This window comes from Georgenia halophila (assembly GCF_039541595.1).
Genome location: NZ_BAABGN010000001.1, coordinates 114,601 through 140,258 on the forward strand (window position 1 = coordinate 114,601; position 25,658 = coordinate 140,258).

Sequence of the window (25,658 nt, forward strand, 5' to 3'; positions counted from 1 at the left end):
TGAGGAACTTCTTGGCCGAGCGTGCGCCTGTGCGGATCCTCGGCTGAGGTGCCACCGACAGAATGCGGGAAACAGGCCAGAACCGGCCCTGCGCCACCCGTACCGACGCCGGCCGGGGACCTTTCCGGCCGACGGTCGAAACTCACAGAGGAGACGACAGCGATGCCAGGCATCACCTGCGACATGGCGTGGTCGCCGAACGTCCGCACGCTCGGGACGTTGAAGGAGCTTCTGCGCCGGCAGCGGGGGGTGCTGGCATGATCCGGCGGCCCTGGAAGCAGGCGTCCCGGGTCAGCATGGTGATGCACGAGGTCGTGACGGTGGGCGGCAGGGCACAGGTGTACGAGGTGCTCCTCGATCCGCGTGCGCTGCAGGCTCTCGTCGAAGATCTGGGGGAGGAAGCCACCGAGAACTTCGTTCGGCGATACGTGCACGAGCTGCCGATCCGTGTCGTCCAGCTGCAGCTGGCCATGGCGTCCGGAGACCTGCGCCGCGAGTGCGACGTCGCACAGAGCCTGGCGTCGACATCCGCGATGGTGGGGGCATCCTGTCTCAACGGGATTGCGCTGGACTGGGCGGCCGCCACCGGCCACGGCGGGCCCACGCCGGGGAGTGCGGGCCTCACCCGGCTGGCGAAGGTCGCCTGCGCGACGCTGTCGGTATTCGACGATGAGTCACCCGGTCGGATCACCGACGCAGGCGGTAGCCGACTCCGCGCACTGTCTGGATGAACCGCGGGCGTTCGGTGCCTTCGCCCAGCTTTCTGCGCAGATTGGCGACGTGGACCTCGACAGCGTGCCGGTCGGCATCGGAGATGAGGGAACCGGCGTCGTAGTTGTCGGCCCACGCCCTGACGACCAGCTCGTCCTTGCGGAGGACGCGGCCCGGTCCCTCGAGGAGCGCGACAAGCAGGTCGAACTCCGTACGGGTGAGGTCGACCGAGCGGCCGTCCAGCTCGGCGGTGCGGGCATCGACGTCGACCACGAGCCGTTCGTGCGTCAGTACGCGATGGGCCGGCTGCGTACTTTCGTCGGATGGCGGACCGGCAACGTCGCGGGGTGTGCCGCTGACGGACAGCTCATCGAGCTGCCGCGGACGGCGCAGCATCGCCTCGATCCGCGCACGCAGCTCGCGCGGGCGGAAGGGCTTGGTGACGTAGTCGTCGGCACCCGCGTCCAGGCCGAGCAGCGTGTCGATCTCCTCGTCCCGGGCGGTCAGCATGACGAGATACGTGGTCGAGAACTTCCGGATCCGCCGTGCGACTTCCAACCCGTCGATGTCCGGCAAGGCGATGTCGAGGGTGGTCACGAGGGGGTGGTGGGCGCGCACCAGCGCCACGCCGTCCGTCCCTTCCGCGGTCGTGCGGACCTCGAAACCGGCGTGCGACAGCGTCGTCTCGAGGAGGAACCTGATGTCGGGGTCGTCCTCGATAACGACGGCGACCCGGTGCTCCGGTTCGGTCACGTCCCGAACGTAACAACAATCCCGACCCCCGTCCGGTGATTCAGGAGGTTGGCGTCGCAAACCTGTCCGGCGGCCGGGACCACCGTGCGGCACAGGCTGCTTCGTCGGGGCTGCTTCGTCAGAGCACCGTGTCGTAGCCGGCCCCGGCGGAGGAGTCGGGCGGCCGACCGGGTGACCCGGCCGCGCTAGTGGCGAGGACTGGTCGCGGGTCCCGGCCCCGCGAGCGCCGCCGTCAGCGCGGCCATGTGTGGGGGGACGGCCGCAAGGTCTCGGGCACGCAGCGCGGCGAGCAGCTCCCGCGCGATCGCGCTCGCGGCAGCGTTGCCGAACGTGCCGCTCGACCCCGCAACCTGGTGTGCGAGCTCGGCCGCCTCATCCCAGGCCTGGCCGGGCGTGCCGGGACCCAGGTCCGTGCAGATCCGGTTCAGGTGCTCGGCGCGTTCCCGGTTCCGCATCGCCGCACGCCGGGAGATCTGGGCCAGCGCGACGTCGACGGGATCCTCCTGCGTCATGGCACCTGCTCGAGCAGACGTGAGACGTCGTCCGCGAGCGTCATCGGGTCGAACGGCTTGGCGATCACCCCGGTCGCGCCGCCCGGGACCCACTCGTACTCTTGCTCGGGGTTCGCCTTCGCGGTCAGGTAGACGACCGGGATGTCGCGCGTCCAGGTGTCCTCACGGAGCTTGTCCAGAGTCGCGGGGCCATCGACGACCGGCATCATCACGTCGAGCAGGATGACGTCGGGGCGTTCGGTCCGGGCGAGCCGGACCGCCTCCGTGCCGTTGGCGGCCGTGGAGACACGCCAGCCGCCGACTAGCTCGAGCGCCAGCTGTGCCACCTCACGGATGGTCTCGTCGTCATCGACGACGAGCGCATGTCCCGGCCGCATAGCTCCCCCTGGTCACCGACGTCGGTCCGCCCCTCGAACCGACAACCGCGACGTTACTCCTCCGGTCGCCGAGCCTCACCACGCACTGGTGATGTGCCTCGCTAGGCTCTCGCCATGGCGGCAGAGCGGGTGCAGGTCCGTGGTGCGAACTTCCAGCAGTGGGCCGGCATCGTCGCCCTGTGGGTGTTGGCCAGTCTCACGGTCCTCCTGAGCGGCATCCCGGAGGAAGCCCGTAGCGGGTTCTCCGCCGCCGTCCTCCCGGTGACCGCGTTGGTCGCTGCGACGAGCTGCCTGCTGACGGCCAAGCGGTCCGTCGGGCGACGCAGACGGGCCTGGGCGCTGCTCGCCGCAGCCGGCTACGTCGGCTTTGCCGGCAACGCTGTGGCGTGGTTCAGCGGGACCACCCAGACCGGCGACCTCGCCTACCTCGGCGCCCTGCTGATCGGTGTGTTGGCGCTGCTGTCGTTCCCGTCGAGCCCGGTGCGCCGCAGCCGCGTGGCACGGATGGTCCTCGACGGCGTCGTCGTCGGCGGCTCGGTGCTGTTCATCGCGGCCGTCGCGGTTTTTCCCGAGCGGCAGCTGAACGGTGGACCGACGCTGGCCAGCGTGCTGGCTCTGATCTTCCCGCTGCTCGATGCCGTGCTGGCGGCGCTCGCGGTCTTCCTCATCGCTCGGAGCTCGCGCTCCGACCGCGTGCCGCTGGTGCTCGTCGGGCTCAGCTTCGTGCTCTACGCCCTCGCCGACCTCTCGTACGCGATCCTCGGCATCACCGCCTTCAACCTCGGCACCCCGGTCGACCTCGGCTGGATCACCGGGTACGCCCTCGGCGGACTCGCCGCCCGGCATCCCGGCGCCGTCGGTCAGCCGCGCAAGCTGCGCCAGGACGAGTCGTCGCCGATCGCGGCGACCGTGCTCACGTTCTCCCTGTTCATCGTCGCCGCGGCGGTCGGCGTGGCCACCATGAGTACCCGGCCGTGGAGCGTCGTGGCCGTGATCCTGTGGATCGTCATCCTCGGCGCCGTCGCGACGCGCCAGACGATCCTCGTCATCGACAACGAACGCCTCCGCCAGGAGCTGGAAGGGCGCGTGCGCGCCCGGACGACCGAGCTGCGCACGATGACGCTGTCCACCGAGCTCATGCTGTCCTCGGTCGGTGACGGCATCTACGGCGTCGACACCGACGGCCGGGTGACGTTCGTCAATCCTGCCGCGGCACGGACGCTCGGTTACGCCACGGCGGCTCTCGTCGGTCGGGACGCGCACGCGACGTTCCACGCACCGGGTGCCAATGGCAGGCCGTTCCCCGCCGACGGTTGCTACATCACCGAAGCCATCCGCGACGGCGTCACCGCGTCGGCGGAGGAGGACATCTACCGGCGGGTGGACGGCAAGGACATCCCGGTCGAGGTCACCGCGAGTCCGCTGCGGGGCGGATCCGTGATCCTCGGCGCCGTGGTGGTCTTTCGTGACATGACGCAGCGGCGCGAGGTGGACCGGTTGAAGAACGAGTTCGTGTCGGTCGTCTCGCACGAGCTCCGCACGCCGCTCACGTCGATCCGGGGTTCCCTGGGGCTGCTCGTCGGCGGTGCGGCGGGTGAGATGACGCCGCAGGCGCACCGGATGGTCTCGATCGCCCTGGAGAGCAGCGAACGTCTCTCTCGGCTCATCAACGACATTCTCGAGGTCGAACGGATCGAGGCCGGAGCGACACCCATCGAACCGGTGGAGCAGGAGGCCAGGAACCTCGTCGAGGCGGCCGTCGACCAGGTGCGGGGCGTCGCCGACTCCGAGGGTGTGTCGTTGCGGCTCGGTGACGTCGTCGGACGAGTTCACGCCGACGCCGACCGCATCGTCCAGACCTTCATCAACCTGCTCGGCAACGCGGTCAAGTTCTCGCCCCGCGGATCCGAGGTGACCATCGCCGCCCGCCCGTCGGGCGCGTTCGTCGAGTTCCGGGTCACCGACCACGGTCGCGGGATCCCTCAGGACCGCCTGGAGAGGATTTTCGGACGGTTCGAGCAGGTCGACACGTCCGACGCACGTGAGAAGGGCGGGACGGGCCTCGGCCTGGCGATCTGCCGCAGCATCGTCGAGCGTCACGGTGGACGGATCTGGGCGACCAGCTCGCCGGGGATGTGGTCGACGTTCTACGTCACGCTTCCCCGCGTCGAGGAACCGCAGCCGGTCGACGTACCGGAGCGCGGCGACAAGGTGGAACGATAGCCCGTGGTGGTGAAGGACGATGAAGGGAGCACGGTGGAGCCGCGCATGCGTGACGACGCACCAACGATCCGGGTGAGCGCAGGATCGGGCGCGGGACGGACCCAGCTGTCGGCTTTCGACGCGGCGCTCCGGGGCGCAGGGGTCGCCGACTTCAACCTCATCCGGCTGAGCTCTGTGATCCCGCCCGGGAGCGAGGTGCGCGAGGTTGCATTCACCGACCAGCTCGTCGGCCGCCACGGCGACCGTCTCTACTGCGTGTACGCGGCGGCACATGCCGAGCTTCCCTACCACGAGGGCTGGGCCGGGATCGCGTGGGCGCTGCGCGATGACGGCAGCGGCGCCGGGCTGTTCGTCGAGCACGACGGCCCGTCCCGGGACCAGGTCGACCGGGACCTCACCGCATCGCTCGAGGACCTCGTCGCGGGCCGCAGTGGCGGGTACACCGAGGCCGGCCGGGTGTTCGCCTCGGTGATGTGCGAGCGGGAGCCGGTGTGTGCCGTCGTCGTCGCGTCCTACGTCGCCCAGGGCTGGTCTGCGTCGTGACCCCCCCGAGACGCGCGGAGGTGAGCACGTCCCGCGTCCTGCCGGACGAGATGGCCGAGGAGTTCTGGCCGACGTACCTGGCCGCGTTCGAGCCGCTCGCCACACGCGCCGCGGCGCGGCATGTCCTGACCCGCGAGGAGTTCGACGAGGAGATGCGCGACGAACGCATCCTCAAGCTTCTCGCCCGCAACCACGAGGGTCACGCCGTCGGCCTCACGACTCTTGCCACGGACCTCGCGGCCGTGCCGTGGATCAGCCGCGATTTCCACGTCCGCCGCTACCCGGAGCATGCCGCCCGCGGCGCGATCTACTACGTCGGGTTCACGCTCGCTCATCCCGGGCAGCGACGCAGTCTCGTCTTCGTCGACATGCTGGACAGCCTGATCGAGATCCTCGCGACCGACCGGGTCGTGTGTGCCTACGACGTCAGCCGCTACAACGACGAGACCCTGCGGTTCGCCGAGCACCTGTTCGCGCGGGCCCGACGCACGTGCGACCTCGACGTCGACCGAGTCGACGTGCAGACGTACTACGCGGCCACCTTCCACGGGACGCGCACCGGGACCTGATGTGCACCGGTGAGGGGCGATCGTTCGCCTGACGACCGGGACAGCCGGTGCCCAGTACCCGAGTCGGCTGAGCCGGGCGGCCCCGAGCAGCGACGCCGCTCGACGCTCTCCTGGCGTGCCGGAGCCCTTCCACGGGCGCAACCGGTGCACCGCCGGATCTGTACGGGAGCTCTCGGGCCGGCCCTTGAAAGGTCGTCCTAGATGCGGGGGACGCCGACATGGCGCAGGATCGCAAGCAGTGATCCGCGTGACGTCGGGTACGAGGAGGAGACCCTGATGGCCGCCCAGTTTCGTGTTCGACGCGCCCTCGCCGCGATGGCGGGGGTGTCGCTGGCCGTCGCGGGCTGCACGACCAGCGGCGGCGACGATGGTGAGTCCCCGAGCCCGCAGAACAGCCCCACCACCGAGGCGACCCAGGGCGGCGGCGGGGAAGGGCAGACCGACGGCGCAGCCTCGCTCCTGGCCGGGCTCCCGGACGTCGTCGAACGCGTCGAGCCGTCCGTGGTCACGGTCCTGACGAACGGGGGCGGGCTCGGCTCCGGCGTCGTGTTCGAAGAGGGCGGCTGGGTGCTGACCAACCACCATGTCGTGGCTGGTCAGCAAGGGTCAACGGTGCAGGAGGAGGTCGTCCTCGCGCTCGCCGACGGCCGGCGAGTCCCCGCGCAGGTCGTCGCCACCGACGAGGTCACGGATCTGGCGATCCTGCAGGCGGAGGGAACCGACCTGCCCGTCGCCGAGTTCCGCACCGGGCTGCCGCAGGCCGGCGAGATGGTCGTGGCGCTCGGGAGCCCGCTCGGGTTCCGCAACAGCGTCACCATGGGCATCGTCTCGGGGCTGGGCCGGGAGGTCCCGGGCTCGGCCGGCACCAACCCCGCGCTGGTCGACCTGATCCAGACCGACGCCGCCATCTCTCCCGGGAACTCCGGTGGCGCCCTGGTGGATGCCGAGGGCAAGGTCGTCGGGATCAACGACGCCTACATCCCACCGCAGCAGGGCGCCGTCTCCATCGGCTTCGCCATCCCCAGCGCGACCGCCCTGGACGTGGCCGCGGACCTGCGCGACGACGGACGGGTCACCCACCCCGTCGCTGGCCTCGTCGTCGGCCGCCTCACCCCGCAGATCGCCCAGGCGCTCGACGTGCCCACCGAGCGCGGCGTCGTCGTGCGCGACGTGGTGTCCGACGGGCCGGCGGCCGACGCCGGGCTGGAGCCGGGTGACGTGATCGTCTCGTACGCCGGCGAGGAGATCGCCACGGTTGAGGACCTCCTCGGCGCCCAGCGCGGGACCGAGCCGGGACAGTCGGTCGACCTCACCTATCTGCGGGGCGGCGAGGAGCATCAGGTGAGCCTCGAGCTCGAGTCCGCGGAGCGCTGAGCCGGCCCAGGCGGCGACGCAGCCGCCTTCGTCCGGCCGGTCCACGATGGCAACGGGACGCTCCCGTCCCGACGGTGATCGTCGACGGCCGGTCACCAGCCCCGGCCCGGGTCGTCGAGCAACGGCTGGCACGTCGGTACCGAGCCGTCCGTAGTGTCGTGTCATGAACGAGGCACAGGGGCCACCGCAGGGATCAGACCTGGCCGCGGCCGGTGCGACCTGGGACGCGGACGCATCGGCGGGTGAATGGATCGCGCCGCTCCTCGGCCCGCCGGGCGCGACGCTCGACCATGCGGTGCCGCGCGGGTACGAGCGCTACGCCGTCGTGCCGGTGCCCGAGACGGGCGAGCCGGACGGTCCCGAGCCGCTGGCGTGGCTCGACGCGCTCCTGAACGTGCTCGAGCCGTTCACCGGAGAACAGGCGGTGCACTGCGGGATCTGGACCGGCTGGGGGTGGATGTACGACCACGGGGACGACCCGGTGACCGCCCGCGGGATGGCCGTCCTGGTTGCCCGACGGGGCTGGCGTGGCCGCGTCTCCAGGTGGGCGTCCGCCGTCGTCGGGCGGTTCCCCGCGGTGCCGGACGCCATGGCGAGGTCACGCCCAGGTGCGGAGGCCGAGGAGCACCTGCGGACCGTGCGGGTCGAACGCCCCGACGCACCGATGCTGGCGCTTCCGCACCCCGAGTACCACCTCTGGACCGGCCCGCTGCGCTCCGCGACCGCATTCAGACAGTGGCCCCACGACCCTCCCTCGCTGATCTGGCCCGACGACCGATCCTGGTTCGTCGGCATCCCGATCTACACCCTCGAGGCTGCGGTGGGCGGCTCCACCGCGCTGGTGGACGCCGTCGTCGGGGACCCGCGCCTGGGAGCTCGCAGGGCGCAGCCCGGCACGGTCCTGAAGATGAACGACTAGCCGAAACCCGGCCTGGGTGCCGGCCCGGCGCCTCTGAGATCTTCACCGGCCATACCTTGTATCCGACGAGCGCGCACCTGTCGACCTTCGGAGAATGAGGCATGCCCAGCGACTTCGCCTTCAAGGCCATGAACGGCGTCCACCGTGGAATCCTCAAGATCAGTGGCGGCAGGGCCGGCTGGCGTGTGTACGGGATGCCCGTTCTCAGACTCACCACGATCGGCCGCAAATCTGGTCGACCGCGCTCGGTGGTGCTCGCCTCCCCGATCCAGGAGGACGGGAGCCTCGTCGTGGTGGCCTCACGCGGTGGGGACGACATCCACCCCGCGTGGTTCCTCAACCTGTGTGCCGATCCGGAGGTGGAGGTGTCCTACCAGGGACAGCCGGCCCGACCGATGCGTGCCAGGGTGGCCACCGCCGATGAGCGCCGGCGGCTCTGGTCCCGGATCGTGGCCGACCACGAGAACTACGCCCGCTACCAGGGCAAGACCGAGCGGGAGATTCCGCTCGTGCTGCTGGACGAGCCATCGATCTGAGCCGCTCGGCGGGCGCGGGCGACCGGCCACCTCTGGTAGCCACGCACCGACGGCAGGGTGACCAGCTGCACAGCAGTCGTCCCTGGGCCGGTAGCCTTTCGACGGACCGCGAGCGACAGACAGAGCGCCAGTGCTCACGACGACATGGAGGCCGGTCAACGATGGCGACCACGCAGTGGTTGGGGCAGCCCGCACACAACCGGTGGCTGGAGCAGGAGACGGACGCGCTGCTGCGCTTCGGACGCGCATCACGCACCAGCCAGGGCTTCGGCTACCTGGACGCCGCCGGCACCGTGGACCCGTTGGGTCCGAGCGAGCTGTGGGTCACCTGCCGGATGACGCACTCCTTCGCGCTCGCCTCGCTGCTCGGCCGGCCGGGATACGCCCCGCTGGTCGACCACGGCCTGCGGGCCTTGACGGAGACGTTCGAGGACATCGAGCACACCGGCTGGTTCTCCGCCGTCGGGCCGAACGGACCGACCGAGACCCGCAAGGACGCCTACCCGCACGCCTTCGTCCTGCTCGCCGCGTCTTCCGCGACGGCGGCCGGCCGGCCCGGCGCGGCTGAGCTGTTCGCCCGAGCCCAGGCAGTCCAGCTGGAGAAGTTCTGGCGCGACGACGAGGGCATGGTCGTGGAGAGCTGGAACCGCGACTTCACCGACCTCGAGGAGTACCGCGGCGTCAACGCCAACATGCACACCGTCGAGGCGTACCTCGCCACGGCCGACGTGACCGGTGACGACGCCTGGCTCGGCCGCGCCCTGAGCATCGGCCGCCGGGTGGTCGACGAGTTCGCGCGAGGCGCCAGCTGGCGGATACCGGAGCACTTCGACCCGAGCTGGACGCCGTTGCCCGACTACAACCGAGAAGAGCCGGCCCACAAGTTCCGTCCCTTCGGAGCCACCATCGGTCATTGGTTCGAGTGGTCACGCCTGGTGCTCCAGGCCCGAGCCGCCGTGATCGCCCGCGGACGCGAACCCGAGCCGTGGATGCTCGAGGGTGCGACGGCGCTCTTCAGCCGCGGCGTCGAGGCCTGGGCCGTCGACGGCCAGGACGGGTTCGTCTACACCGTGGACTTCGACGGTGTTCCGGTGGTGCGCGAGCGCCTGCACTGGGTGATCACCGAGGCGATCGCGGCAGCTGCGGTGCTGTCCCGGGTCACCGACGACCCGGTCTACGAGCAGTGGTACCGCACCTGCTGGGACCACGCAGCAGAGCGCTTCATCGAGGCACCGGGTGCTTGGCTCCACGAGCTCGGCCCGGACCTCGGCCCCAGCACCCAAACCTGGACGGGCAAGCCCGACATCTACCACTCGCTGCAGGCCACCATCCTGCCCCGGTTGCCCGTGACGCCGGCGATCGCGCCGTCCCTCGCGGCCGGCCTGCTCGACACCTGACCGGCCCACCTCACCCTCTCCCGCCCTGCGGGTGAGGGCGGCTGTTCACCCGGCGTTCACCCACTAAGCGCATGTCACTCGGCCTCCGCCGACGGTTCGCTGTAGCTCGAACCACCCGTACTGCCGGAGGACGAGCCGATGACCGCACGCGCTGCAGCCGACACCACGGCTACCGCCGTTGCCTCGGACTCTTCCGGCCCCATGGACCGCGTCCTGGCGGCGGCAGGTATGTCGCCTCGAACCCCCCTGCGGAGCGGCACGACCACCGCCGCCAGGACGCGCCGTACCCCGTCACCCGTCACCAGACGGCAGCCGACGGGTTCACGCAGAGTGTGGCTGTGGCTCTGGCCGGCCCGGGCACCGGAGCCGGCACGGCGCTGGGACCGCCACTATCGGGCCGGGGTCGCCCTCACCGACCTGATGGTTCTGATCGTGGCGGTGACGGTCGCGGACCTGGCGCGCTTCGGTGCCGAGCAGGCGAGCCTCACCCTCGACGGCGGGCGGAGCGTGCGCTACGAGGTCGTCGGCGTGATCCTCGCGCTCGTGTGGTTCTGCGCGCTCGGTGCTTGGGACACCCGGGTGCGCCGCGTCATCGGCGCCGGGATGGAGGAGTACCGGCGGGTCCTCGCCGCGACGCTGGCCGCCTTCGGGCTCATCGCCATCCTGTCCTACCTGGCTCCGGTCGAGCTCTCGCGGTCCTACGTCCTGGTCGCCCTGCCGGTCGGCATGCTGCTCCTCCTCGGCGGCCGGCTGGCCTGGCGGCTGGGCCTGACACGCGTGCGCAACCAGGGCCGCGCCCTGACCGGAACCGTCGTCGTCGGCAGTGCCGACGAGGTGAACACCGCCGTCGCCGAGATGCGCCGCTACCCGGAAGCCGGCTACGCGCCGGTCGCCGTCGCCCTGACCACGCCCGAGGACGCCGGTGCCGGCGGGGTTCCACCGGTCCCCGAGCTGCCCCGGATCTCCCTGGAGGAGCTGCGGCTGGCGGCGCAGGACCCCCGGCTCGGTGCGGTCATGATCGCCGGCGGCATGCCGTCGAGCCAGATCAAGCAGATCGCCTGGGACCTCGAGACGGGTGAGTCCGAGCTGCTGCTCGTCTCCCAGCTGACCGACGTCGCCGGCCCCCGCATTCACCAGAGCCCGGTGACCGGCCTTCCTGTCGTCCACGTCGACCTGCCCAGCTTTTCCGGCGGCGTCCACGTGCTCAAGCGGACCATGGACGTCGTCATCGCGTCCGCGGCGCTGGTCCTCCTCGCGCCGCTGTTCGCCGCGGTGGCCCTCGCGATCAAGCTGGACGACGGCGGACCGGTCTTCTTCCGCCAGGAGCGCGTCGGTCAGGACGGCAGCACCTTCCGGATGCACAAGTTCCGCTCCATGGCTGTCGACGCCGAGAGCCGGCGGGCGGCCCTGCAGGCCGAGGGGCCGGACAACGGCGTGCTGTTCAAGATGGCCAACGATCCGCGCGTGACGAAGGTCGGCCGGTTCATCCGACGTCACTCCCTCGACGAGTTCCCCCAGTTCTGGGACGTGCTGCGGGGCAAGATGAGCGTGGTGGGCCCGCGACCGCCGCTGCCGGCCGAGGTGGAGCAGTACGAGGCGCACGTCTACCGGCGCCTGCTGATCAAGCCGGGCGTCACGGGGTTGTGGCAGGTGTCGGGCAGGTCCGACCTGTCCTGGGACGACAGCGTGCGCCTGGACCTCAGCTACGTGGAGAACTGGTCGGTCAGTGGCGACCTCCTCCTGATCCTCAAGACGTTCAGGACCGTCGTCAGCCCGAGCGGCGCGTACTGACGTTCCACGGCGGCTCATCGTCGGGGCCCGGTGCAGTGGCGGGGCTTCGGCAGCCGCGCCGGTGCTGTGGCGGGGTTCCTGCAGCCGCGCCGGTGCAGTGGCGGGGTTCCGGCAGGAGTTTCCTTCGGTTGTCCCGCCGCGGGCCCGGTCGAGGGTCGGGCGTGGTTGCGGTGGGGCGTGGTCGGGGCGCTCGGCAACCGCTCGGCAGCCGCGCCGGGCCACAATGTCCCGGTGCCGTCCTACCGGGTGACCATGACCGTCGGCCTGCTGCGTCCCAGCGTCGATCCCGCGGACCTGCTGCCGGCGGCGGCCGCGGCAGCGGGGGAGCGCACCACGGTTGAGGCCAAGGACGTCGGCCTCGTCCGCGGCCAGGCACGCATCACCGTCCGGTTCACGGCAGCCGACGACGGCGAGGCGCACCTCGTGGGGGCGGCCGTGCACGAAAGGGCCGACGAGCTGGCGGAGGTCGGCGCGCCCGTGCTCACCCTGCGCGTGGGCGGCCGGTGGCTGCCAGTCTAGAGTTGACCACAACCTGGCGTTCCGCCGGCCCGATGCACCGGTGTTTGCGCCATCGATCGGCGCTGGCGTACGTTCGGAAGACTTATCGAAACGCTTCACGACGGAGTCGGCGCAGTGATAGCCACCATCAATGATGTCGCTCGTGTCGCTGGCGTCTCCATCAGCACGGTCTCCTACGCGCTCAGCGGTAAGCGCCCCGTCGGGGAGAAGACCCGGCGCCGCATCGAGGCCGCCGTCGCCGAGCTCGGCTACAGCCCGAACGCCGGCGCGCGGGCGCTCGCGGGCCGGCGGACGTACATCCTCGCGGTGACCGAGCCGCTGCGGCCGGACACCTACACACCCGCGCACATGGCCTTTGTGCTCGCGACCGCCACTGCCGCCCGGAACTACGACTACGACATCCTCCTGTTGACCCAGGACGAGGCGGCGGGTGGGCTGCAGCGCGTGACGAACAGCCGGACGGTCGACGGCGTCATCGTCCTCGACGTCCTCGCGGAGGACGAGCGCGCGGACCTCGTGCGCGCCCTGGGTGTGCCGGCGGCGCTCGTGGGACTGCCCGCGGACACGACGGATCTCGTCTGCGTCGACCTCGACTTCGCCGCCGCGGCGGAGCTCGCCGTCGACCGCCTGGTCGAGGCCGGTCATCGCGTCCTCGGTCTCCTCGGCCAACCTCAGGTGGCCTACCAGCGGGGGTCGAACTACCCGGTGCGATTCCGCGACGCATTCCTTGCCCGCGCCCGCGAGCGCGGTGTCGAGGCGCGGTTCGCCAGCCCCGAGGCCACCATCGCGGACACCCGTGCCGCCGTGGCGGAGCTGCTGGGGCCCGAGGGTGACCTCACCGGGTTGGTCATGCATTGCGAGGACAACATCCAGATGCGGACCCTGGACGACCTCCAGGAGCGGGGCCTGGAGGTCCCCGGAGACGTCTCCGTCATCTCCGCCGCCGCGACGTTCGACACCTCCACGCTCGACCCACCCCTGGACGTCATCCCGCTGATCCCCGCGGAGAGCTGCTCGCGCGCCGTCGAGCTGACCATCGATCAGATGAGTGGTCTCGTCGAACCGCACGTCGAACTGATTGCCCCGACGTACGTGGAACGCGGCTCGACGGCGGCGCGGCGCACCTGACGAGCGCCGGGCGGGCCGTCAGGCGTCGGGCATCCCGGCTTCGAGGCTAGGCAACGCGGGCGCGGCCGGGCTCACCGGTCAGGACGGTGCTGGCATAGTCGAAGCGCTTCGGTAGAGTGCCCACAGCACCGAACCAGGCACGGAAGACGATCAGCCGCGGGGATCGCCGTCGGGCAGCTTCGTCCTTCCACGCCCGCACCAAGATCAGCTCAGCGTTCCGCCGGGTCGCCGTCAGGCGGCCGTCGGAGGCGCCGCGCTGACCCTGGTGGCCCGACGACCATCGGCCGGCCGTCCGTCAGGGACACCCGCCCGAGCAAGGAGAGCAGTTGAAGTTCACCGACGGGTTCTGGCTGAGCCGGCCCGGCGTCGACGCCCAGTACGCGAGCGAGGCCTACGAGATCGACGTCCGGCGCGCGCCGGAGGGTGACGCTCTCGTCGTCAGCGCACCGACGAAGCCCATCGGCCGCCGCGGCGACACCCTCAACCGCGTGCTGCTGACCGTCACGCTCTCCAGCCCGCTCGACGGCGTCGTCCGTGTGCGGACCGAGCACCACCGCGGCACCCCGGCCTCGCCCGGCTTCGACCTCGTCGGCGCCGAAGAAGGGCACGGCGAGGCCCGCGCCGGCGACGACGGCGGCGTCCTGCAGGCGGGCCCGCTGCGGGCATGGATCGCCCCCGGAGCGCCGTGGAACCTCACCTTCGAGACGGACGACGACACGGCCGACGGCACCTCCCGCGGCAGCACGGACGACACCGAGTCCGGCGCCCGGGTCCTCACCAGGTCCGGCGACAAGTCGATCGGATACCTGAGCCTCGCCGACGGCGCCCCGGTGCCGGCCGAACCGACCGGCATCGCCGGCGTGACCACGACCGGCCTCGCCCCGGCCTCGCGCTACATGCGCACCCAGCTCTCCCTCGGCGTCGGCGAGCTCGTGTACGGCCTCGGCGAGCGGTTCGGCCCCTTCGTCAAGAACGGGCAGAGTGTCGACATCTGGAACTCCGACGGCGGCACCTCCAGCGAGCAGGCGTACAAGAACGTGCCGTTCTACCTGACGAACCGCGGCTACGGCGTCCTCGTCAACCACCCGGAGCACGTCTCGTTCGAGGTCGGCAGCGAGGCCGTCGAGCAGGTCCAGTTCTCGGTCCCGGGCGAGTCCCTGGAGTACCTCGTCATCTACGGCCCGACGCCGGAGGAGATCCTGGAGCGGTACACCCGCCTGACCGGACGGCCGGCCCAGGTCCCCGCCTGGTCCTACGGGCTGTGGCTCTCGACGTCGTTCACCACCGACTACGACGAGGAGACGATCACCCGCTTCATCGACGGCATGGCCGAGCGGGACCTGCCGCTGAGCGTCTTTCACTTCGACTGCTTCTGGATGCGCGAGTTCGAGTGGACCAGCTTCGAGTGGGACCCGCGGACCTTCCCCGACCCGGACGGGATGCTCCGCCGCCTGCACGACCGCGGGCTACGCACCAGCGTCTGGCTCAACCCGTACATCGCGCAGAAGGCCAACACCTTCGACGAGGCCGCGGAGGCCGGCTACCTGGTGCGCCGTCCGGACGGCAGCATCTGGCAGTGGGACATGTGGCAGGCCGGGATGGCGCTGGTCGACTTCACCAACCCCGACGCGACGGCCTGGTTCCAGGACAAGATCCGGGCGCTGCTCGCGCGGGGCGTCGACGCGATCAAGACCGACTTCGGCGAGCGGATACCCGTCGACGTCGTCTGGCACGACGGCTCTGACCCGTACGTCATGCACAACTGGTACGCCCAGCTCTACAACGCCGCCGTGTTCGATGTGCTGGAGGAGGCACGGGGTGCGGGGGAGGCGGTGGTCTTCGCGCGCGCCGCCACCACCGGCGGTCAGCGCATGCCGGTGCACTGGGGCGGCGACAACTCCTCGACGTATCCGTCCATGGCCGAGTCGCTGCGCGCGGGCCTGTCGATGTCGATGTCCGGGTTCGGGTTCTGGAGCCACGACATCGGCGGCTTCGAGGGCCGGCCCGACCCCGCGGTGTTCAAGCGGTGGCTCACCTTCGGGATGCTCTCCTCCCATTCGCGGCTGCACGGCTCGCAGAGCTATCGCGTGCCGTGGATGTTCGACACCGGCGACGAGGCGCCGGGCCAGTCCGCCGTCGACGTCGCGCGCCGCTTCCTCCGCCTCAAGCTCGAGCTGATGCCGTACCTGTACCAGGCCGGGACGACGGCGCACGAGACCGGCGTCCCCGTCATGCGTCCCATGGCCCTCGCCTTCCCGGACGACCCCGCCGTCGGCCACCTCGACCGGCAGTACATGCTCGGTCCCGATCTCCTCGTCGCGCCGGTCCTCTCCGCGGCCGGTGATGTGGAGTACTACCTCCCGGCGGGGCGGTGGACGAACCTCCTCACCGGCGAGGTCGCCGACGGCGGCTGGCGCCGGGAGCGGCACGACTTCTCGTCGCTGCCGCTCTGGGTGCGTGAGAACGCGCTCCTGGTCACCGCGCCGGGGGCCGACCGGCCCGACGGGGACTTCACCGACGGCGCCCTCGTGACCGTCTACCCGGGCGACGCCGACCGGACCGTGCGGGTGAGCGGACCTGGCACGGGGGAGTCGACGTCGTTCGCGGTGGTCCGCGGCGACGGGTGGGTGAGCGTCAGCGCGACGCCGGCCGCCCGCTTCCGCGCCCGCATGGCCGGCGGTCCGGCGGTCGATGCCGTCGACGGCGAGGTCCGGCTACCGAATCGAGAAGGAGATGTGCGATGACGACGACCGACCAGACGACGCCGCAGCAGAACGAGGCCCGCGCAGCAGGACGGAACCTGCCCGAGGGCTTCGTCCTCGGCTCCGCCACCGCGTCCTACCAGGTCGAGGGCGCCGCCCACGAGGACGGTCGCGGCCCGAGCATCTGGGACACCTTCAGCGGCACCCCGGGCAAGACGTGGAACGGTGACACCGGCGACGTCGCGTGCGACCACTACCACCGGCTCGAGGAGGACCTCGACCTGATGGCCTGGCTCGGCCTCGACGCCTACCGGTTCTCCATCGCCTGGCCCCGCATCCAGCCGACGGGTCGCGGCCCGGCGAACGAGCGCGGCCTCGACTTCTACGACCGCCTCGTCGACGGGCTGCTCGCACGGGGCATCCGTCCGGTCGCCACGCTCTACCACTGGGACCTCCCGCAGGCGCTGGAGGACGGCGGCGGATGGCCGCTCCGCGAGACGGCGCTCGCCTTCGCCGACTACGCGGCGATCGTCGGCCGGCGGCTCGGCGACCGGGTGGGCATGTGGACCACGCTGAACGAGCCGTGGTGCTCGGCCTACCTGGGATACGCCTCGGGGGCACATGCGCCGGGTCGCACGGAGCCGGCGGCCGCGCTCGCCGCCGTGCACCACCTCAACCTCGCGCACGGACTCGGCCTGCAGGCGCTGCGCGACGTCGTCACCGGCGACCCGGACTACTCCGCGACGCTGAACCTGCACGTGATCCGACCCGAGGGCGAGACCGGGGCCGAGGCCGTGCGTCAGACCGACGGGCTCGCCAACCGGGTCTTCCTGCAGCCGATGATCGAGGGCGGCTACCCGGCCGACGTCATCGCCGACACCTCGGGCCTCACCGACTGGTCCTTCGTCCGCGACGGCGACGACGTGGTGATCCGCCAGCCGATCGACGTCCTGGGCGTGAACTACTACTCCACCCAGCGTGTCCGCCTCTGGGACGGCGTCTCCGAGCGTCAGCAGGCCGACGGGCACAAGGACGTCGGGCACTCCCCGTGGCCCGGCGCCGACCGCGTGGAGTTCCTGCCCCAGCCCGGGCCCTACACGGACATGGGCTGGAACATCGACCCGGGCGGTCTGGAGGAGCTGCTGGTGCGCCTGCACCGGTCGTACCCGGAGCTGCCGCTGATGGTCACCGAGAACGGTGCGGCCTTCCCGGACGAGGTGGTCGAGGACGCCGACCGCGCCGGCGGCCGCGCCGTCCACGACGACGACCGCATCGCCTACGTCCGCGACCACCTGGCCGCCTGCAACCGCGCCGTGGAGCAGGGCGTGGATCTGCGGGGCTACTTCGTGTGGTCGCTGATGGACAACTTCGAGTGGGGCTACGGCTACTCGAAGCGGTTCGGCATTGTCCGCGTGGATTACGACACGCTGGAGCGGATCCCGAAGGACAGTGCCTTCTGGTTCGCCGAGCTCACCCGGGCGCGGACCGACTCGGCAGGCGGCTCCGCCGAACACCCGCCGCCGAACAACCCCTAACTGGTCGTCTGCGCCGGCGGACGGGACCTGAGGGCTTGTTCGGCGCGGTGGCGGGGGTTGCACGGCGGCGCGGTGGCGGGGGTTGCACGGCGGCGCGGGGCACCGCGGACGGCGGGTCGGGTCGGCCGGTTCGCAGGCCGCGGTTTGACACCGGATCCGCCCGACGGCGAGTATGCAGTACCAATCGAAGCGTTTCGCTGAGGACGACGTCGAAGCGCTTCGGCAACGGAGACCTTCGAGCCCCATCCGAGCTCATCGAGGGAGATGGACCTATGCGCAAGAACGTCACGATCGCGACGGCGTTGCTGGCGGCGTCGAGCTTCGCGCTGGCCGCGTGCTCGTCCGGTGCGGCGGACGGTGGTGACGCCGGCGACGACAGCGCCGACGGACCGGTCACGCTCGAGTACTGGGGGTGGGGCACGCCGCAGCCGCCGCTGGTCGAGGCGTTCAACGAGGCGCACCCCGACATCCAGGTCGAGCACACCGACGCCGGTGGCGGAACGGACTCGTCTGCGAAGCTCGTGACGGCCACGCGCGCCGAGAACGCGCCCGACGTGGCGCTCGTCGAGTACAACACGCTGCCGGCCATGATCGTGGCCGGTGTGGCCGCGGACATCACCGAGTACACCGCGGGACTCGAGGACCAGTACGCGCCAGGGGTCTGGAGCCAGGCCACCTTCGACGGCGCGACGTACGGCGTGCCGCAGGACGCCGGTCCGCAGGCGCTGACCTACAACAAGGCGCGCTTCGAGGAGCTCGGGATCGAGGTGCCCAAGACGTGGGAGGAGTTCGCCGAGGCGGCCGCGAAGGTCCACGAGGCCGACCCGGACACTTACATCACCACCTTCGCGCCGGCCGAGTTCGGCGGCTTCGCCGGGTTCGCGCAGCAGGCGGGTGCCGAGTGGTGGAACCTCGAGGGCGAGTCCTGGACGGTGAACTTCGACGACGAGGCCTCGGTGGCGGTCGCCGACTACTGGCAGGACCTGATCGACCGGGACCTGGTGCTGGCCGAGCCGCTGCTGACGCCGGAGTGGAACTCGAAGCTGAACGAGGGAAAGATCCTCTCCTGGCCCGCCGGGCTGTGGGCAGCTGGCGTGCTCTACGGCATCGCCGAGCCGATGGCCGGCGACTGGGCCATGGCGCCGCTTCCCCAGTGGGAGGAGGGCAACCCGCAGGTCGCGTTCCAGGGTGGCTCCGCCGCCGTGGTGACGACCTCGACCGAGCACCCCGAAGCGGCGGCGGAGTTCGCCGAGTGGATCGGGTCGAGCGAGGCGAGCGCCGCGGTCCAGATCGAGCAGGGGCAGTACCCGGCGTCCCTCGCCGGCCAGGAGCTCACGCTCGAGAGCGACCCGCCCCTGCTGATGCCGCAGCAGGACGACTACTGGGAGATCGCCGCGGACATCGCGGAGAACACCATCCCGGAGATCAGCTGGGGCCCGAACGTCAACGTCGCCTCCAGCGCGTTCCAGGACGCCATGTCCAAGGCGGTCACCGACGGCACGCCGCTGCGCGACGCGCTGACCGCGACCGAGGAAGCCGTGTTCGAGGACATGGAGACCGCCGGCTTCGACGTCACCAGGAACTGACGCCGAACCGAGCGCAGCACACCGTCACCACGGCGGCGGCCGAGATCGCACCGTCACGCAGACGGCAGCCGAGAGGAGTTTCGTGAGATGAGTGCGGCCGCGAGCACGCAGACGCAGGCCCGAAGGCGTCGACTTCGGCGTCGTTGGGTCGCGCCCTACACGTTCCTGCTGCCCGCGGGCGTGCTGTTCATCGCGTTCCTGGCCATCCCGATCGGCTACGCGATCTTCCTGAGCTTCCGTGGGCTACGGGTCACCGGCGGCGGGCCGTTCGGGGTCCAGGAGCCGGCGTGGGTCGGGTTCAGCAACTACGCGACGGCGTTGACCGACACCGCGTTCCTCGCCGGCTTCGGCCGGCTCGCCATCTACGGCATGATCGCCGTCCCGGTGACGCTGGGCCTGGCGCTGACGTTCGCGCTACTCCTGGATCTGCCGCGCGTCCGCGGTGCCCGCTCCTCCAGGACCGCGATCTTCGTCCCGTACGCGGTTCCCGGCGTGGTGGCCTCGTTGCTGTGGGGCTTCCTCTACCTGCCCTCGACGAGCCCGCTCAACTGGATCCTGCGACAGCTGGGCCTGGACGGCATCGAGGTCCTCAGCGGCGCCATGCTCTTCCCCTCGGTGGCGAACGTCGCCATCTGGAGCGGTGTCGGCTTCAACATGATCATCCTGTACACGTCGCTGCGCGGCATCCCGAACGAGGTCTTCGAGGCTGCCCGGATCGACGGCGCGTCGGAGTGGGACATCGCCTACCGGATCAAGATTCCGCTCGTCGGCCCCGCGCTGGTCCTCACCGGGTTGTTCGCCCTCATCGGCACCCTCCAGGTCTACGGCGAGCCGATGACGTTGCGGCCGATGACCAACGAGATCTCCCAGACCTGGGTGCCGCTGATGAAGATCTACCGGGACGCCTTCCTCCGCGACAACCTCTCGTTGGCGGCGGCGTCGTCGGTGGTGCTGGCGCTGGGGACACTTGTCGTGTCCGTCCTGCTGCTGCGGATGACGCAGAAGCGCGCGTTCGGGGGGTCCTGATGACCGCTGCCACCACCGTCCGGTCGGCACAGGCCGCCCGGCCCGCGCCGCCGCTCGCCCGCGGGAAGAAGACGCCCCGACGGACCGTGCCCTCCCTGGTACTCCTGCTCGGCGCCCTCTACTGCCTCGTGCCGGTGGCATGGGTGCTGATCGCGTCGAGCAAGTCCCCCGCCGAGCTGTTCACGACCTTCACCTTCGCGCCGGGCACCGGGCTGCTCGAGAATCTGGAGAATCTCTTCGCCTACGGCGACGGGAACTACCTCCGGTGGGCCTACAACAGCCTCATCTTCGCCGGCGTCGGCGCGGTCCTGTCGACGTTCGTCTCCACGATGGCTGGCTACGCCCTCGCGAAGTACGACTTCCCGGGCCGCCAGGCGGTCTTCTACACGATCCTCGGTGGCGTCCTGCTGCCCGGGATCGTGCTCGCGATCCCGCAGTACCTGCTGATGTCCGAGATCGGTATGGCGGGCACCTACTGGTCGGTGCTGCTGCCGTCGGTGATCTCGCCGTTCGGCATCTACCTGGCACGGGTCTACGCCGCGTCGGCGGTGCCGACCGAGACCATGGAGGCGGCCCGCATCGACGGCGCGAACGACGGCCGGGTCTTCCGCTCCATCGCGCTGCCCATGCTGGTGCCGGGGATGGTCACCATCTTCCTGCTGCAGTTCGTCGCGATCTGGAACAACTTCCTGCTCCCGTTCATCATGCTCGCCGACGAGCGGATGTATCCGCTGACGCTCGGGCTGTACACGCTGCTGTCGAAGGGGTCGGGGACGCCGTCGTTGTACAGCCTCGCCATCATCGGCGCCGCGCTGTCGATCATCCCGCTGGTGACGATGATGCTGGTGCTCCAGCGGTACTGGCGCCTCGACCTCATCAGCGGCGGCATCAAGGGCTGAACCGGCCGGCTTCCGGGGAAGCTTGCCGGCATCGGACGCCAGGAATCTTTCCGGACACGAATCACGATTGAGAGAACATGGCTGAGCTCCCGACGGCCCGAGCGGACCACGACACGGCGGACCAGGCCCGGTCGGACGGCCGCACCGAGCGACCGCCGCTGCTCTTCGGCGGCGACTACAACCCCGAGCAGTGGCCCCGCGAGACGTGGGCCGAGGACATGGAGCTCATGCGGCGGGCGGGCGTCAACACCGTCACCCTCGGGGTCTTCGCCTGGGCGCTCCTCGAACCGCGCGAGGGCGAGTACGACGCCGCGTGGCTGGACGACGTCGTCGAGATGCTCGACGAGGCCGGCATCGGATTCTTCCTCGCGACGCCGACCGCGTCCCCGCCGCCGTGGTTCACCCGCGCGCACCCGGACGCGATGCCGGTGCGCCCCGATGGCACACGCCTCTCCCACGGGTCGCGCGACACCTACGCCATCAGCGCGCCCGCCTACCGCAACGCCTCTCGCGGGATCGCACGGTTCCTCGCCGAGCGGTACGGCGCACATCCGCGCCTGCGTGGCTGGCACATCCACAACGAGTACGGAACCATCGACCACGGCCCGCACGCCGCCCGCGCGTTCCGCGACTGGCTCCGAGGACGGCACGGCACCCTCGAGCGCCTCAACGAGGCCTGGGGCACCGCGTTCTGGTCCCAGCACTACGAGGACTGGGAGGACGTCCTCCCGCCCATGGCTACCCAGTACCTGCACAACCCGGCCCAGGTCGTCGACTTCAAGCGCTTCTGCTCGGACGAGATGCTCGCCGCCTTCGACGAGCAGAAGGCCGAGATCCGCGCCACCGGGTCGAGCGTGCCGATCACCACCAACTTCATGCTGCCCACCTGGAACCACCTCGACCAGTGGGCCTGGAGCGAGCATGAGGACCTGGTCTCCGTCGACCACTACCTCGACACCACCGGCCCCGACGGCGAGGCGCACGTGGCCTACGGATCCGACCTCACGAGGGGCTGGGCCGGCGGCGGCCCCTGGCTGCTCATGGAGCAGAACGCGACGGGGATCCGCGTCGGGGACCGGACGCTGTTCAAGGACCCCAGCAGGATGATCCGCAACTCCCTCGGATACATCGCGCGCGGATCGCAGGGTTCGCTGTTTTTCCAGTGGCGAGCGTCGGCCGCCGGGTCCGAGCAGTGGCACGGGGCGCTCGTCCCGCACGTGGGACCGCACAGCCGCACGTTCGAGGCGACGGCGGAGCTCGGTTCCATCCTCGAACGCCTTGCAGAGGTCCAAGAACCCCCGGTCGATGGCCCCCTCGTCGAGGCAGACGTCGCGATCGTCTGGGACGCCGAGGGCTGGTGGTCGCTCGAGACGCCACACATCCCTGCGGAGGAGCTCGACTACTCCGACGAGGTCCGAGCGACCCACCGGTCGCTGTGGCGGGCCGGCATCCCCGCCGACTTCGTGCGCGTCGGCACGGACGTGTCGCGCTATCGCCTCCTGCTCGTCCCCAGCCTCTACGCCATGGACGCCTCGACCGTCGAGTGGCTGACCCGGTACGCCACCGACGGCGGTAGCCTCGTCGTCTTCCCCTTCACCGGCATCGCGGACCTGAACCAGCGTGTCGTCCTCGGTGGCTACCCGGGCCTGCTGCGTGAGCTGCTGGGGATCCGGGTCGAGGAGCTTCGCCCGCTGGAGGTCGGCGAGACCATCACGCTGAGCGACGGCTCACGGGCGGACCTGTGGACCGAGAGCGTCCATCTCGAGGGTGCCGGCGAGGTCGCGGCGTACGCCGACGGCGAGCTGGCCGGCTCTCCGGCGGTCACGCGCCGCGACATCGGCTCGGGTGACGCGACCTATGTGTCGGTCCGGCTCGAGCAGGCGTCACGAGACGCGTTCCTCGCGGGCCTGTGCAGCGAGCGACGCATCCGCCCCACAGTGCCGGGCGCGGCGGAGCACGGCCTCGAGGCCGTCCGGCGCAGGGGATTGAACGGGGAGTACCTGTTCCTGCTCCACCACGGCGACCGGACCCTCCGCGTCGAAGGGTCCGGCCACGACCTCCTCACCGACACCGATACCGCGGGCGGGCTCGTGCTCGAGCCAGGAGGCGTCGCCGTCGTCCGCGAATCGGGCGTGACCGCGACGTGGCAGGTCGCCACCGCGTGAACCGTGCCGGCCGGGTGCGCCGGACCGTCGGGACGTCCGTTCGTCGTTCCTCAGCCTCGGGGAACGATGACTGCGCACGGCGGGTTCGCCCGTGCGAGCCTGATGTCTGTCGTCAGCAACGCGGTGCCACGCTCTTCGGCGAGGGCTACGTAGAAGCCGTCGAGGACGCGGAACCGGTCCCGCAGCTCGAACGCGCGAGTGGTCAGCCCTGCGAGCGGCACCAGCTCTTGGGGCAGCGCGACAGCTGCGGTAACGGCATCCCGCGCCGCTTCCGGTGCCAGGATCCCGGCGCGCTCGAGCCTGGTGAGCGCCGACAGAACCTCGGCCAGCTGATGCGCGGGAGCCACCACATCGCCGCCCGCCAGCTGGTCCAAGAGCCAGGGAGCGTCCTCCTGCCCGAGCAGGATGTCGACGAGAGCCGAGGCGTCGAGGACTGTCACCGACCGAACTCGTCTCGGATCTCGTCCATGATGGCCGACGTGGGCACAGGCTTGCTGGCACGTGGAGCGCGGTGCCGTTCGCCTTCGATCCAGTCCTCGAGGGAGCGTCGGGCCAGGGCCTTCTCGACGGCATCCTGAGTCAGCGCCGACAGCGAGAGGTGGCGTTCGCGCACCTGCCGGTACATGTCGTCCGGCAGGTAGACGCTCACCTTGGGCATACCCCCAATATACCCCCACGGCGGTCTTGGTCGAGCAGCGGCAAGCGGTCTCTGCGGGCTCGCCGTCCCGCCCCCTGCGTGGGACCGGCGAGCCCGCATCGACCATTTCTCAGGCGGTGACGAGCCGACGCCGCACGAGCGCCGCTCCGGCCAGGACGAGGAGCAGGGCGATCCCGGCCAGCGGGCCCGGGCTCGCTCCGGTCATGGCCAGCTCGTCGTCCGTGGAGTCGGCGGTGGCGACGCCCCCACCGAGCCCCGTGTCCGGACCACCGTCGATGCCGGTCCCCGGCGGGATGGTGATCGGACCGGTCGGCGGGCCGAACTGACCCGGCCCCGTCGTACCGTCACCTGGTCCGTCGGTGCCGTCACCTGGTCCGTCGGTGCCGTCACCTGGTCCGTCGGTGCCAGTGGCGCCATCCTCCAGGACGTCGTCGATCAGCCCGTTCTCGGCGGTGATGTCGTCCACGACCGCACCGAGGTCACCGTCGAGAAGGTCGTCGACGAGCGCCTCCTCACCGAGGATGTCGTCGACGATCGCGCCGACCAGGCCGTCGGTGACACCCTGCTGGGGCTCGTCCGGGCCGACGATGTCATCGACCAGGCCCTCCTCACCAGCGACGCCCTCGACCACGTCCGAGACCGCGGAGCCGTCCTCGAGAACGTCGTCCACGACGCCGTCCTCGGCCACGACACCCTCGACGACGTCGGTGACGGTCTCCGTCAGGGAACCGCCATCGGTCGCCTCGTCGAGCAGACCGGCGTCGACCAGGTCGGCGACAGTCTCGTCGACCAGGCCGTCGGTGACACCCTGCTGGGGTTCGTCCGGGCCGACGATGTCGTCGACCAGACCTTCCTCGCCCGCGATCTCACCGACCGCGCCGGTCAGTCCACCGGCCGGGTCGCCGCCGGTGACACCGCCGGTGACATCGTCGGCGGCGTCGGAGACGTTGGTGCCGTCCTCGAGCGCGTCGTCGGTGACGCCGTCCTGTGCGACGACGCCGTCGATCACGCCGTCGACGTCACCTGTCAGGGTGTCGTCGACGGTGCCGGACTCGCCGGCCACGTCCTCGACGACCGCGTCGACCACGCCGTCGCTGACGCCCTGCTGTGGCTGGTCCGCGCCGACGATGTCGTCGACGAGACCCTCCTCACCGGTGATGGCCTCGACAGCACGGGAGGCGTCCGTGCCGTCCTCGAGCGCGTCGTCGGTGACGCCGTCCTGTGCGACGACGCCGTCGATCACGCCGTCGACGTCACCTGCCAGGGTGTCGTCGACGGTGCCGGACTCGCCGGCCACGTCGTCGACAACCGCGTCGACCACGCCGTCGCTGACGCCCTGCTGTGGCTGGTCCGCGCCGACGATGTCGTCGACCACGCCGCCTTCGCTCAGGACATCCTCGACGGTGTCCGTCACCACCTCCGGCGACGTGCCGCCGTCGACCGTGACCTCGACATCTGCGACGTCACCCGTGGGGGCTTCGTCGGTGGACCCGCCGCTCACGGCCGGGTCGGAATTCTCGCTGGTGAGCTCTGCGGTGGCGTCGGCGAGGCCGATGGTGGCCTCGACGGTGGCGGTGGTGCTCTCGAGCACGTCGCCAACCACGCTGTCGTCGGTGGCGGCCTGTGCGGCCGCGGTACCGACGACCATGAGCCCACCGGTCAGCAACGCTGTTCGCAGCGCTCGCCGAAGGTAGGTACGCATGGGTCTGACTCCTGACTTGTCGGGTGGTCTGCG

At 70.8% G+C, this 25,658-nt stretch carries 23 protein-coding genes; 17 read left to right on the forward strand and 6 right to left on the reverse strand.

Annotated features, from left to right (window positions below; all coding sequences use genetic code 11):
- Nucleotides 1-257: 257 nt before the first annotated feature.
- A complete protein-coding gene (locus ABD907_RS00515; RefSeq protein WP_345214529.1) occupies nt 258-731 on the forward strand; it encodes a hypothetical protein in 474 nt (157 codons plus the stop codon).
- Here ABD907_RS00515 and ABD907_RS00520 read toward each other — a convergent pair.
- From ABD907_RS00520 to ABD907_RS00530, 3 genes are all read right to left on the reverse strand, one after another.
- Nucleotides 688-1,464: a response regulator transcription factor gene (locus ABD907_RS00520; protein WP_345214530.1), complete on the reverse strand. Its 777-nt coding sequence runs from the start codon at nt 1,462-1,464 to the stop codon at nt 688-690. The genes ABD907_RS00515 and ABD907_RS00520 overlap by 44 nt on opposite strands.
- 185 nt (nt 1,465-1,649) lie before the next feature.
- Nucleotides 1,650-1,976, reverse strand: a complete 327-nt coding sequence (locus ABD907_RS00525; protein ID WP_345214531.1) for an Hpt domain-containing protein — start codon at nt 1,974-1,976, stop codon at nt 1,650-1,652.
- On the reverse strand, nt 1,973-2,353 hold the full coding sequence (locus ABD907_RS00530) for a response regulator (RefSeq protein WP_345214532.1): 381 nt from the start codon (nt 2,351-2,353) through the stop codon (nt 1,973-1,975). Before ABD907_RS00530 ends, ABD907_RS00525 begins: the two co-directional genes overlap by 4 nt.
- 114 nt (nt 2,354-2,467) lie before the next feature.
- On the opposite strand from ABD907_RS00530, the gene ABD907_RS00535 reads away from it, so the two are divergent.
- The 16 genes from ABD907_RS00535 (at nt 2,468) to ABD907_RS00610 (ending at nt 23,265) form a co-directional block, all read left to right on the forward strand.
- Nucleotides 2,468-4,576, forward strand: coding sequence for a sensor histidine kinase (locus ABD907_RS00535; RefSeq protein ID WP_345214533.1), 2,109 nt, complete (start codon nt 2,468-2,470; stop codon nt 4,574-4,576).
- Nucleotides 4,577-4,621: 45 nt separating this feature from the next.
- Entirely contained in the window at nt 4,622-5,119 is a 498-nt protein-coding gene (locus ABD907_RS00540; protein WP_345214534.1) for a pyruvoyl-dependent arginine decarboxylase, read from the forward strand.
- A 20-nt stretch (nt 5,120-5,139) separates the two neighbouring features.
- Nucleotides 5,140-5,688 (forward strand): hypothetical protein, encoded by a 549-nt coding sequence (locus ABD907_RS00545; protein ID WP_345214535.1) that lies wholly within the window; start codon nt 5,140-5,142, stop codon nt 5,686-5,688.
- Between the two features lie 276 nt (nt 5,689-5,964).
- A complete protein-coding gene (locus tag ABD907_RS00550) occupies nt 5,965-7,062 on the forward strand; it encodes a S1C family serine protease (RefSeq protein WP_345214536.1) in 1,098 nt (365 codons plus the stop codon).
- Nucleotides 7,063-7,225: 163 nt separating this feature from the next.
- Complete coding sequence (locus tag ABD907_RS00555) at nt 7,226-7,981, forward strand: hypothetical protein (protein ID WP_345214537.1); 756 nt, start codon at nt 7,226-7,228, stop codon at nt 7,979-7,981.
- Nucleotides 7,982-8,082: 101 nt separating this feature from the next.
- Nucleotides 8,083-8,517, forward strand: a complete 435-nt coding sequence (locus ABD907_RS00560; protein WP_345214538.1) for a nitroreductase/quinone reductase family protein — start codon at nt 8,083-8,085, stop codon at nt 8,515-8,517.
- Between the two features lie 161 nt (nt 8,518-8,678).
- A complete protein-coding gene (locus tag ABD907_RS00565; RefSeq protein WP_345214539.1) occupies nt 8,679-9,914 on the forward strand; it encodes an AGE family epimerase/isomerase in 1,236 nt (411 codons plus the stop codon).
- Between the two features lie 330 nt (nt 9,915-10,244).
- Nucleotides 10,245-11,705 (forward strand): sugar transferase, encoded by a 1,461-nt coding sequence (locus ABD907_RS00570; RefSeq protein WP_345214540.1) that lies wholly within the window; start codon nt 10,245-10,247, stop codon nt 11,703-11,705.
- 231 nt (nt 11,706-11,936) lie between these two features.
- Nucleotides 11,937-12,224 (forward strand): hypothetical protein, encoded by a 288-nt coding sequence (locus ABD907_RS00575; RefSeq protein ID WP_345214541.1) that lies wholly within the window; start codon nt 11,937-11,939, stop codon nt 12,222-12,224.
- A gap of 114 nt (nt 12,225-12,338) precedes the next feature.
- The gene (locus tag ABD907_RS00580; protein WP_345214542.1) at nt 12,339-13,352 is read left to right on the forward strand and encodes a LacI family DNA-binding transcriptional regulator; all 1,014 of its coding nucleotides are present in this window, start codon (nt 12,339-12,341) and stop codon (nt 13,350-13,352) included.
- Nucleotides 13,353-13,678: 326 nt separating this feature from the next.
- A complete protein-coding gene (gene yicI, locus ABD907_RS00585) occupies nt 13,679-16,096 on the forward strand; it encodes an alpha-xylosidase (protein ID WP_345214543.1) in 2,418 nt (805 codons plus the stop codon).
- On the forward strand, nt 16,093-17,589 hold the full coding sequence (locus tag ABD907_RS00590) for a GH1 family beta-glucosidase (RefSeq protein WP_345214544.1): 1,497 nt from the start codon (nt 16,093-16,095) through the stop codon (nt 17,587-17,589). Before yicI ends, ABD907_RS00590 begins: the two co-directional genes overlap by 4 nt.
- A gap of 272 nt (nt 17,590-17,861) precedes the next feature.
- Nucleotides 17,862-19,175: an ABC transporter substrate-binding protein gene (locus ABD907_RS00595; RefSeq protein WP_345214545.1), complete on the forward strand. Its 1,314-nt coding sequence runs from the start codon at nt 17,862-17,864 to the stop codon at nt 19,173-19,175.
- 87 nt (nt 19,176-19,262) lie between these two features.
- Complete coding sequence (locus ABD907_RS00600; RefSeq protein WP_345214546.1) at nt 19,263-20,201, forward strand: carbohydrate ABC transporter permease; 939 nt, start codon at nt 19,263-19,265, stop codon at nt 20,199-20,201.
- Nucleotides 20,201-21,100, forward strand: a complete 900-nt coding sequence (locus ABD907_RS00605) for a carbohydrate ABC transporter permease (RefSeq protein WP_345214547.1) — start codon at nt 20,201-20,203, stop codon at nt 21,098-21,100. The genes ABD907_RS00600 and ABD907_RS00605 overlap by 1 nt, the downstream gene beginning before the upstream one ends.
- Before the next feature lie 77 nt (nt 21,101-21,177).
- Nucleotides 21,178-23,265 carry a beta-galactosidase gene (locus ABD907_RS00610; RefSeq protein WP_345214548.1) on the forward strand — a complete coding sequence of 696 codons (2,088 nt, stop codon included), beginning with the start codon at nt 21,178-21,180 and terminating at the stop codon, nt 23,263-23,265.
- 50 nt (nt 23,266-23,315) lie between these two features.
- Here the strand turns inward: ABD907_RS00610 and ABD907_RS00615 are convergent, their stop codons facing one another.
- The 3 genes from ABD907_RS00615 to ABD907_RS00625 form a co-directional block, all read right to left on the reverse strand.
- A complete protein-coding gene (locus ABD907_RS00615) occupies nt 23,316-23,705 on the reverse strand; it encodes a type II toxin-antitoxin system VapC family toxin (RefSeq protein WP_345214549.1) in 390 nt (129 codons plus the stop codon).
- Nucleotides 23,702-23,923 (reverse strand): type II toxin-antitoxin system CcdA family antitoxin, encoded by a 222-nt coding sequence (locus ABD907_RS00620; RefSeq protein WP_345214550.1) that lies wholly within the window; start codon nt 23,921-23,923, stop codon nt 23,702-23,704. Before ABD907_RS00620 ends, ABD907_RS00615 begins: the two co-directional genes overlap by 4 nt.
- A gap of 109 nt (nt 23,924-24,032) precedes the next feature.
- A complete protein-coding gene (locus ABD907_RS00625; protein ID WP_345214551.1) occupies nt 24,033-25,625 on the reverse strand; it encodes a hypothetical protein in 1,593 nt (530 codons plus the stop codon).
- Nucleotides 25,626-25,658: the final 33 nt, after the last annotated feature.